This is a genomic window from Capnocytophaga sp. oral taxon 326 str. F0382, from assembly GCF_000318295.1.
Lineage (GTDB): Bacteria > Bacteroidota > Bacteroidia > Flavobacteriales > Flavobacteriaceae > Capnocytophaga > Capnocytophaga periodontitidis.
Genome location: NZ_KB291428.1, coordinates 1 through 10,575, shown reverse-complemented (window position 1 = coordinate 10,575; position 10,575 = coordinate 1). Strand labels below are relative to the sequence as shown.

General features: G+C 38.2%; 11 protein-coding genes. 2 read left to right on the top strand and 9 right to left on the bottom strand.

The features are described from left to right. Window positions 1-323 precede the first annotated feature (323 nt). From glyA to HMPREF9073_RS09315, 6 genes are all read right to left on the bottom strand, one after another. Entirely contained in the window at window positions 324-1,598 is a 1,275-nt protein-coding gene (glyA, locus tag HMPREF9073_RS09340; RefSeq protein WP_034555763.1) for a serine hydroxymethyltransferase, read from the bottom strand. A gap of 103 nt (window positions 1,599-1,701) precedes the next feature. Beyond that, window positions 1,702-2,520, bottom strand: a complete 819-nt coding sequence (locus HMPREF9073_RS09335) for a ZIP family metal transporter (protein WP_009413486.1) — start codon at window positions 2,518-2,520, stop codon at window positions 1,702-1,704. Window positions 2,521-2,528: 8 nt separating this feature from the next. After that, the gene (locus HMPREF9073_RS09330; protein ID WP_009413485.1) at window positions 2,529-3,026 is read right to left on the bottom strand and encodes a GNAT family N-acetyltransferase; all 498 of its coding nucleotides are present in this window, start codon (window positions 3,024-3,026) and stop codon (window positions 2,529-2,531) included. Continuing rightward, window positions 3,023-3,799: a diaminopimelate epimerase gene (gene dapF, locus HMPREF9073_RS09325; RefSeq protein WP_009413484.1), complete on the bottom strand. Its 777-nt coding sequence runs from the start codon at window positions 3,797-3,799 to the stop codon at window positions 3,023-3,025. The genes HMPREF9073_RS09330 and dapF overlap by 4 nt, the downstream gene beginning before the upstream one ends. After that, window positions 3,799-4,641 (bottom strand): phosphatidate cytidylyltransferase, encoded by an 843-nt coding sequence (locus HMPREF9073_RS09320; protein ID WP_009413483.1) that lies wholly within the window; start codon window positions 4,639-4,641, stop codon window positions 3,799-3,801. The genes dapF and HMPREF9073_RS09320 overlap by 1 nt, the downstream gene beginning before the upstream one ends. Before the next feature lie 3 nt (window positions 4,642-4,644). Next, a complete protein-coding gene (locus HMPREF9073_RS09315) occupies window positions 4,645-5,229 on the bottom strand; it encodes an LUD domain-containing protein (RefSeq protein ID WP_009413482.1) in 585 nt (194 codons plus the stop codon). Between the two features lie 131 nt (window positions 5,230-5,360). On the opposite strand from HMPREF9073_RS09315, the gene HMPREF9073_RS09310 reads away from it, so the two are divergent. Further along, on the top strand, window positions 5,361-6,131 hold the full coding sequence (locus HMPREF9073_RS09310) for a Rossmann-like and DUF2520 domain-containing protein (RefSeq protein WP_034555762.1): 771 nt from the start codon (window positions 5,361-5,363) through the stop codon (window positions 6,129-6,131). Next, entirely contained in the window at window positions 6,112-6,627 is a 516-nt protein-coding gene (locus HMPREF9073_RS09305; RefSeq protein WP_009413480.1) for an HAD family hydrolase, read from the top strand. Before HMPREF9073_RS09310 ends, HMPREF9073_RS09305 begins: the two co-directional genes overlap by 20 nt. Before the next feature lie 82 nt (window positions 6,628-6,709). On the opposite strand, the gene HMPREF9073_RS09300 is transcribed toward HMPREF9073_RS09305, so the two are convergent. The 3 genes from HMPREF9073_RS09300 to HMPREF9073_RS09290 form a co-directional block, all read right to left on the bottom strand. Then, window positions 6,710-7,873, bottom strand: coding sequence for a porin (locus HMPREF9073_RS09300; RefSeq protein ID WP_009413479.1), 1,164 nt, complete (start codon window positions 7,871-7,873; stop codon window positions 6,710-6,712). 72 nt (window positions 7,874-7,945) lie between these two features. Then, window positions 7,946-9,004, bottom strand: coding sequence for an L-asparaginase 2 (gene ansB, locus HMPREF9073_RS09295; protein WP_009413478.1), 1,059 nt, complete (start codon window positions 9,002-9,004; stop codon window positions 7,946-7,948). Between the two features lie 56 nt (window positions 9,005-9,060). Next, complete coding sequence (locus tag HMPREF9073_RS09290; RefSeq protein ID WP_009413477.1) at window positions 9,061-10,386, bottom strand: anaerobic C4-dicarboxylate transporter family protein; 1,326 nt, start codon at window positions 10,384-10,386, stop codon at window positions 9,061-9,063. Between the last annotated feature and the right edge of the window lie 189 nt (window positions 10,387-10,575).

Below are 10,575 nucleotides of genomic sequence, written 5' to 3'. Positions count from 1 at the left end.
TCTCGGTACAGAATAACATTGTTAGTGCTGAAAACAACGCTTTTTTAATCATAATAAAACTGTATTTTATATATTTGCTATTGATTTTTATACTGATAGTACTTTGGGTAAGTACCTACAACTCGGCAAAAGTACATCTTTTTGTTCAAAAAGACACTCTTTTGTATAATTTTTTTTTATATAGTTGAAATTTTTCTCTATTACCTAAAACATAGAATTAGTATAACTATTTATTTATAAATGAGTTACGATTAAAAAAGCAAAAGAGGCGTCTTTTATTTTAGAGTGCCTCTTTTGGGATTTTTTTACATTATAGTTTTATTTTAGTAAGCAAACAGAGGTCTATCTTCCATAAACATATTTACTTCTTCTGCTATTTCTTCAAGAACTTCATCATTATCTCGATTAGTAATCGCACGATCTATAAAGTCGGCAATGCGTTCCATATCCGCTTCTTTGAGTCCGCGAGTAGTAATGGCAGATACACCTACTCTAATACCACTTGTTACAAAAGGAGAACGGGTATCGAAAGGCACCATATTTTTGTTTACTGTAATATCGGCTTTTCCAAGAGCTTCTTCGGCTTCTTTACCGCTTACGTTTTTATTACGCAAATCAATAAGCATCAAGTGATTATCAGTTCCTTTAGAGATGATATCATAGCCTTTTGCTAAAAGTACAGATGCTAATTTACGCGCATTCTTTTGCACTTGTATAGCATAATAGAGGAAATCATCGGAGAGGGCTTCGCCGAAAGCTACAGCTTTAGCAGCAATGATGTGTTCTAAAGGTCCTCCTTGGTTTCCTGGGAATACTGCGCTATCGAGTAAAGAGCTCATCATTCGTACTTCGCCTTTAGGAGTTTTGATACCGAAAGGGTTTTCAAAATCTTTACCCATTAAGATGAGCCCACCGCGAGGGCCACGTAGGGTTTTGTGGGTAGTAGTGGTTACGATATGGCAATGAGGGATTGGGTCGTTCAACAGACCTTTAGCGATAAGCCCTGCGGGGTGAGCAATATCGGCAAAGAGGATAGCTCCTACTTCATCGGCTATTTCTCTAAAACGTTTAAAGTCGATATCACGAGAGTAGGCTGAGGCGCCTGCCACTATCATTTTTGGACGTTCACGTTTAGCTATTTCCAATATATTGTCGTAATTGAGTCGGCCTGTTTCCTTTTCTACGCCATAGAATACAGGTTCGTACAATCTACCTGAGAAATTTACAGGAGATCCGTGAGTAAGGTGACCACCGTGAGAGAGGTCGAAGCCGAGAATTTTATCACCAGGTTTGAGACAAGTGGCATATACAGCGGCATTGGCTTGTGAACCGCTATGAGGCTGTACATTAGCATATTCAGCGCCAAAGAGGGCTTTAGCGCGATCAATAGCTATTTGTTCGATTTCGTCAATCACTTCACAACCACCATAGTAACGCTTGCCGGGATAACCTTCGGCGTATTTGTTAGTAAGTACAGAACCTGCTGCTTCCATTACTTGGTCGCTTACAAAGTTTTCGGAGGCGATGAGTTCAATTCCCAACTCTTGGCGCTCTCTCTCGTCCTCAATTAGTTCAAAAATATCAATGTCTCTTTGCATATTAAAATTATTTTGTTGTTTAATACTCTTCTCATTACTTCTATTTCTGGGCAAATATATGCTTTTTTTCAGTATCACACAAGCATCTGTAAAGAAATATTTGTTAGCCCAATACCACGTCCATTGCCATCATCACTACAAAACCTACTAGAAATCCTATGGTAGAAACATCGGTGTTCTCATTTTGCTGGGCTTCAGGTATTACCTCTTCTATGACCACATAAATCATAGCTCCTGCCGCAAAAGCAAGGGCATAAGGAAGTATCGGAGTAAAAAAGAGTACTGCAAAAGCTCCTAATACCCCTGCTATGGGCTCTACAATAGCCGAAAGTTGCCCATAAAAAAAGCTCTTACATCTGCTCACCCCCATACGTCTGAGTGGCATTGCTACGGCTATTCCTTCAGGAAAATTTTGTAGCCCAATACCGATGGCAAGAGTTACCGCTCCCGCAATAGAGGCTTCGGGAATACCAGCGGCTACCCCTCCAAAGAGTACCCCTACCGCCAATCCTTCGGGAATGTTGTGCAAGGTGATAGCTAAAATAAGCAAAGTAGTTTTTTGCCAATCGGTTTTAATACCTTCTGTTTGTTTGAAGTTGGCGTGAAAGTGTGGTAATAACTTATCTAATACATAAAGAAAAAGTGCTCCCATAAATATCCCCACCGTAGCAGGTAGCACCTTTATAAAGCCTTCACCTTCTGTCATATTAATAGAGGGTATTATCAAACTCCACACACTAGCTGCCAGCATCACCCCTCCTGTAAAGCCTAACATACCATCTAACACGGTTTTGTTTTCTTTCTTAAAAAAGAATACCACTGCAGCCCCCAAAGCTGTTACACTCCACGTGAAAATGGTGGCGTATAAGGCAGCAAGTATTGGGTTAATAGTCTCTAAATAAGTGATAACGTCCTGTAACATTTTATGACCTATTTAAAAATATTTTGGTATAATAACATATCTTTATAAACTCCTTGACTGTAAAGCCAGTCCTTTTGTACACCACTGTAACTAAATCCTACTCTCTCAAAAAGGCGTATACTCACCTCATTATCAGCAGGGATATAAGCAATCAGTTGGTGTAAGTCTAAGTATTGTTGTGTATGAGCTATCAACTGTTGCAAGGCTTCTTTGGCATAACCTTTTCTTCGATAAGGAGGTAGGAGAGCTATTCCTACCGCTGCTCTGTTATGTTTAGGACTAAAATTATACAAATCTACACAACCTAAAGGTTCTTCATTAAATGCTATTACATAGCGATACTGCTTGGCTTCGTAAATATCTTGATGAGCGTGCTGTATATAGTCTTGCAACAAATGTTTGGCAAAAGGTAATTGGGTTTCACTTACCTCCCACAAACTCTCTTCATTTTCTAACAGATACAAAAAATCTATATCTTCAGGTTCTAAGGCTCTTAATTTTATCATTTTATTGTTCCCTCAAATACAAATTGAGCACTACCACTCAAATAGATATTCTCATACCCCTCACCTACTCTATCGAAACTCACTTGCAAATCACCTCCGCGGGTATAGAGAGTGATAGATTGATTTTCTGTTTGTTTAGTATGGTATAAAGCAATTGCGACGGCTGTAACGCCCGTACCACAAGAGTAGGTTTCATCTTCCACTCCACGTTCATAGGTGCGCACTTTAAAGCCATTTTCTCCTTTGCTCACAAAATTCACATTACTACCGCCCTGAGTAGCATAAAGTTTTCCATAGCGTATAGTGGCGCCCTCATCTTTCACATCTACGGTATCTACCTCTTTCACCCATTGTACGTGGTGAGGCGATCCTGTATTTAAGAATACATAACCTTTGTGCTCTTCTACCTCAGTTACATTCTTCATTTGTAAATGTACATAATTATCACCTTCAATTGTTGCACGATGTTCTCCGTCTACAGCTATAAATAATGTTTTGTGTTCTATAATACCCAATTGTTTAGCAAAAGCCACCACGCAGCGTCCGCCATTGCCACACATTGTACTTTCGCGCCCGTCGGAATTGTAATATACCATACGGAAATCATACTGCGGGTCGTTCTCAAGCAAAATAAGGCCATCGGCTCCAATGCCAAAACGCCTATGACACAACTGTGCTATTAGTGTTTTGTTATTTTTAGGAAAATTTTCTTCGCGATTATCAATCATCACAAAATCATTTCCTGTTCCTTGATATTTATAGAAATTCATCATTAAAAAAGGTCAAAAATTAGTAGTGTTAAGTAGGCAAAAGGTGAGGCAAAAATAAGGCTATCTAAACGGTCGAGTAAACCTCCGTGTCCTGGCAGTATCGTCCCGCTGTCCTTTACTTTAGCAGTTCGTTTAAAGCTAGACTCTACCAAGTCGCCCACCGCACCGGTAACCACCAAAATCACTGCCAACATAAGCCATTGCCATAGTGGTCTGCCACTGTAATACGAAATAGCCGTAGCAATAAGCATCGCCCCTATGAGTCCACCCACAAACCCCTCAATAGTTTTCTTAGGCGAAATACGCTCAAAGAGCTTGTGTTTGCCAAAGGCTTTACCTGTAAGGTAGGCAAAACTATCACTTGCCCATATAATACACAACATTCCTATCATCGTAATTTGCGACTCGTTGTTGAATATGTTCTGATAAAAATAATTAGGGTTCGGGTTATTCTCATATTTGTAAATCAGAGGCATAAATATACAACCTCCTCCTATATACAGTAGGCTAATAAGTAGTTTAGTATTGTTACTTTGCTTGCGGATAGGCGTTTTTTCATTGAAAAGCATCATCGTGAGGTATATATTAGTAAGCAAAGTAGCCAAAAGCAGTATATAAACCGAGAAAGGATAAGTTTTTAAGTGAATAAACAGCCACCAAACCAACAAAAAAAGCAAAAATATATGTAATTCCTTGAGCCTGATGAGCATTTTAAACTCAAATAAGCAAATAATACCAAAGGACAAAAATAAGAAGTCGAAAGCGTCGGGGTTGAGCATAATTGCCGATAGCAATAGGAAGACATAAATAAATCCTGTAATTGTTCTTTTAAATAGTTCGTTCATAAATTATTGTTTATCAATAGGTAAATCTTCTAACAGTATCAGGTACGTCCTCTTAGAACTTGTACCATAATTAGAAATTGTTTGTATATCAGGATTATCGGTAAAAGTTTGCAAAGTAATAAGCCCTGTAGGGATATGGCCTATATATTTTTTCTTAATACCTTTCATTCCTTCTGGAATATCTTTTACCATCTGGCTTGTTTTGGCGAAAATGATAAACACCTCTGGCAATTCATCCATTTTCCGATGTTTCAGCTGATGAGAAGAGAGCATTATACCTCCGAGAGAAGTTATAAGATACTCACAATCTATTAAATAGACATTAGAAGTATCAATATCGGATGTAAACATTGGGCTGTGTTCCTCAAACATTTCATTGATCACAGGTGATGCATTACTACTCATTTTCACATAAACGCCTAACTCTTTCAGTATATTGCGAAAGACTTCTTGCACCTCAAGATCTGAGGTACAATAGATAAATTTACCACCATTTTTGGTAAAATTCATTGCAAATTGCTCATCTTCTGTAAGTTGCTGGGGTGGTTCTATGTTATTACGTTTAAATATCTTGGCGAAAAAATTCATTCCTACACTGTAAAATGATGTGTTATCTACATATTTTTTTGCAAATATATACAAAATAAATGAATCTGTGCATTTTCAGTGAAAAAAATTAAAAATTTATGCCTATCTTTGCCGCATCAAAAACGACCTATATGGCAATACATATCAATATTATAGGAGCAGGCAATATGGCTTACCAACTCACGCGTGCATTCTATAATCACCCAGAGGTACAACTTCAGCAACTCTACAGCCGGAGCGAATTAAGCTCTGAGTTCAATATTTTTGAAATAGAGAAAACACATCATCTCAACTTTTTGCGCCCTGCTGATGTGTGTATTATCGCTGTGAAAGATGAAGCTATTGCCGAAATATCCAAAAAATTACCTTTTGAAAACCAATTGGTAGTGCATACTTCAGGTAACACCTCTATTGAGGCTATTGACTCTAAAAATAGGCGTGGCGTGTTCTATCCTTTGCAAACGATGAACAAACAAACGCTTGTAGATTTCAATAGTGTACCTTTTTGCTTGGAAGCTGAAAACACTAATGATTTCTACCTACTACAATGTTTGGCTTTATTGCTTTCCACAAAAACATACGCATTGAACAGTTACCAACGCAGGATACTACACCTCGCCGCTGTGTTTATGAATAATTTCAGTAACCATTTGGTATATATAAGTGAGCAGATATGTAAGAAAAATGAGGTTCCTTTTGAAATTCTACAACCATTACTCATTGAGACTTTTGCAAAACTACAAAACACCTCGGCTTACGATGCTCAAACAGGTCCTGCACGACGCAACGATTCTCTAACCATAGCTAACCACTTGGCAATGTTAGATAACAATAACTATAAAGAAATATATGAGATTATTACAAATTCAATAATAAACACTTATGGAAGAAAAGAATTATAAAGAAAAATTAAAAGACATCACCACATTCATTTTTGATGTAGATGGGGTTTTTACTAATACCCAAGTATTTGTAAACAATGATGGTGACCTTTTACGCAGTATGAATATGAAAGACGGTTTTGCCCTCAAAACAGCTGTTGCTAAAGGATATACCATCTGCATTATTACAGGTGGTGGCAATGTAGGGGTACAAAAGCGTTTTGAAAACCTTGGGGTGACCGATATTTTTATGCTCCGTCACGAGAAACTCGAAACTTTTTTAGAGTACCAAAAGAGCAAAGGGCTTAAAACGGAACAAATTCTCTATATGGGAGATGATATCCCTGATATTCCTCCTATGAAACACTCAGGTTTAGCTACTTGTCCTCAAGATGCTGTGCCCGAGGTAAAAGCAGTTGCTCACTACATATCTCACCGCGATGGCGGACAAGGGGCTGTACGTGATGTGATTGAACAAGTACTAAAAGTACGTGGCGATTGGTTTGATTTCAACTAACAATTAATAATTAACAAAAGCTGCTCAAGAAAAGTTTATTTTTTGAGCAGCTTTTTGTATTGATTTATTTATTAGCTAATTATTAGAACGCTTTGATGCGATACATCAACCCGAGGCTCACGCGATTGGTATCTTTTGTTATATTTGTATTTTTATTATCCTGACTTCTTCCTATATAAGCCAAGAAGAAACGCAAGTCTTGTTTTTCAAAAGGCAAATATTCAACTCCTGCATAGTAGCTTATACTTTTAAGTTCATTATTGGGTAAATCACTTTTAGCAGTTTCATACATACCTTGGGCAAAGATATTCCAATGAGGTACAGGTTGATACTCAGCTTTTAGTACAAAGCTATTGTACTTGGCATCTTTTACAAGTGTAGTGCCACTCATTGGAGTATATTTCAACCTATCTAATTGTTCATTAGCCATCATATAATCAAAGAAGACTTGGAACTTAGGCAAATTGAGTTTAGTTCCCAACATCAAGAGCCAGTTGTTATAGCCATCGGCTTCACTTTGCAAACCACCTCCCCAACGAGTTTGGATAAGATTATCAAACAGATTACCATTCCAATTAAAGATGTAGGTAAGAGGAGCTTTACTTTCGCTGATAGTAGGTGAAGTTGTACCATAAATATCTGCAAATTTATCATTGCGTACATCAGTAATTTGGAAGTTAAACTCGTGATTCTCGTTAGGTGCATAAGTAATCATTGCTCCTAACATAAAGTTATCCATATTCTCAAGGAAATCAGAATATTCATAAATATTCATTGGGTTTAAGTCGAACTCGAAACCACCCCAAGCTTGACACATTTTTCCTGCAGTAAGTGTCCATTTGTCATCTAAACGGAACCCTGCATAAAGCATATCAGTAGCTTTGGCAAGGTTATCCAAAGAAGCTCTTGCATTTGATTTATTCAAACGATGACGAAAACGGTAGAAAATACGGTCGGTAATATCACCTCGTACTTCCCATCGCAATTGACGTGCATAGAACTTAGCTGTCATATCTTGGTCTTTTGCTTTTTCTACATCAAAACTTCCTTGAAAGTTGAAGTACATATTAAACTTCTTATGAATGGGGTTTTCCTCTCCATCTTGTGACATAGGTAGAGGCGCAGGAGCAGTAGCTTTTAACTGGTCGATTTCTGCCCTCAATTGGTTAATTTGATTTTGCAAATCTTGTTGCGCTGAGGCGATACCTCCTATGAGGAGGCTCACTGCTAATAATATCTTTTTCATACGTATTCTTTTTTAGGAAATAGAAGTTAGGAATTAGGAAATAGCTAATTCCTATTACCTAATTCCTGATTTCTAATATTCATTGAAATATTTTTGGATTTGTTTCCAGTCTTTGGTTTTAGTGAGTGCTAACATCAATAGAACACGAGCTTTTTGTGGGTTGAGTGCTTGTGAAGCTACAAATTGATATTTAGCATCATCTACTTCGGCATCGAGGGTAGTTGCTCCTGTAGGTACGCGTGAAGAACGCACAAACTGAATGCCTTGCTCTCTTGCTTTTACTGCCAAATCAAAGATAGTGTGATAAAGATTTCCATTGCCTACTCCAGCGTGTACAATACCATCGAATTTAGCGTCCATAAAGGCTTTCATTGGCAATTCAGATACATTAGAATAGCTGTATACAATACCTACTTTAGGTAATTCTTTAAGGTTATCTACATTGAAAACAGATTGATAAGTATGTTTGTTTTCAGGAGTGCGGTTAAAGAATACTTTGCCATTGTGAATGTATGCCAATTTGCCATAGTTAGCACCTTGGAAAGTTTCGACAGCAGTGGTATTGGTTTTAATGACATCTTTAGCATCGAGTACGATGTCGTTCATACACACCATTACCCCACGCCCCATAGCATTTTTATCGGCAGCAGTTACTACTGCGTTATAGAGGTTTAGAGGGCCATCGGCACTCATACCTGTAGCAGGACGCATTGCTCCTACCATTACCACAGGTTTTTTGCTGTGTACGGTAAGGTTGAGGAAGTAAGCGGTTTCTTCCATTGTATCGGTACCGTGAGTGATTACCACACCATCATACCCTTCTTTGTTTAAGAGCTGGTTGATGCGTTTGGCAAGTGTGAGCCATACCTCATCGTTCATATCTTGTGAACCGATTTTCACAATTTGTTCACCACTTATATTGGCTACATTCTTCACTTCAGGGACTGCATCTAAGAGTTGGTAAATACCGAGTTCACCAGCTTTATAGTTGGTTTCAGTATTTGATTTACTTACTCCTGCGATAGTACCACCGGTAGCTAAAATACGAATCTTTGGCTTTTGTTGCGCAAAGACTGCCACAGTCATCATTAAGAGCAATGAGAGGGCAATTTTTTTCATCAATGTCATCATATATAATTTTAGTTATTAGTTTTGAATGGAAAGTTAAGAATTAGAAATTAGATTTTTCACATAAACATAATTATTAGGTAACCTACTGCAATGGCTACAATAGTAGCTACAAAACCGGGTATTTGGAACGAGTGGTTCAGTACGTACTTGCCTATGCGTGTGGTGCCTGTTCTATCGAAATTGATAGCGGCTACTACGGTAGGATAATTAGGGATAAAGAAATAACCATTCACAGCAGGGAACATTGCTATCATTGCCATTGGGTGAATACCTAAGGCAATCCCTAACGGATAAAGAGTTCGTACCGTAGCGGCTTGACTAAATAAAAGAACAGACATTACAAAAAGAGCTACTGCAAAGAGGAAAGGATATTGAGTAACTATTTGTTCGATGTGCATTTTGAAAAACTCAATATTGCCATTGAAAAAGGTATCGCCCATCCAAGCAATCCCAAAAATAGCTATCACGGCTTGCATACCTGCAATAAATACCGAACCTTTTACTGCTTTGTTGATGTCTACTCGAGCAAAGATAATCATCAAGCCAGCGATAGACATCATTATAATTTCGATGAGTTGGGTCATTCCCATTTGTACTTTCTCACCTCCTACTTCAAAAGATGGACGGAGGCTATCAATAGAACCAAAAAGTACTATAGAGAGGACTCCTATAAGGAATATAATCACTGACGTTTTGGCTCTTTGCAGGTCTTTAGCGGTCATTTGCGAAGCGGTATGACTTTCTTTTTCTAAAAGACCTTCACGTAAACGACGTTGGTATTCAGGGTCTTTTTCGAGAGGAACGCCCATAAAACTCACGGCTATGGCGCCTACAATCACCCCGATAATCGTAGCGGGGATACATACCATCAGGATATTACCTAACGTAATACCTTTACTACCTAAGAGCTCAGCTGAAAGTAAAGCGGCTGTAGCTGCCGAAATAGGGCTGGCTGTAATAGCCTGTTGCGAAGCTATTACCGATATAGAAAGGGGACGCTCAGGGCGTACCTTGCTATCGGTAGCTATTTCGGAGATGATAGGCAAAAGCGAATAGGCAATGTGGCCTGTACCTGAAAACAAAGTAAAAAAGTAGCAGACAACAGGCGCCAAGAAGGTAATCATAGCGGGATTTTTGCGCAGAATTTTCTCGGCTACCTTCACCAAATAATCTAAACCTCCCGCTGCTTGCAATGTAGCAGCCGCTGTAATAACTGCTACAATGATAAGCATTACATCGATAGGCGGATTACCAGGTTTGAGTCCGAAACAAAAGACCAGAATTCCTAAACCTATCATACCAAAGATTCCGAGCCCGATACCTCCTACTCTGGCTCCTATAAAGATAGCGAGGAGCACTATTAGCAATTCAATATAAATCATATTCAATTAAGAAATCATAATTATGGTTCAAAGGTACGAAAGTTTTAGGAAAGAAAAAAGAAAAATACGATATTTTTTTAACAAATATCGTATTTTTCTTAACAGATAAAACCGTATTTTAAAATAACTATCAGAAAATGAGGTTATCTAAATAAAGTGAAGTTACCGTAGAACTCACGTTTGTCGTAC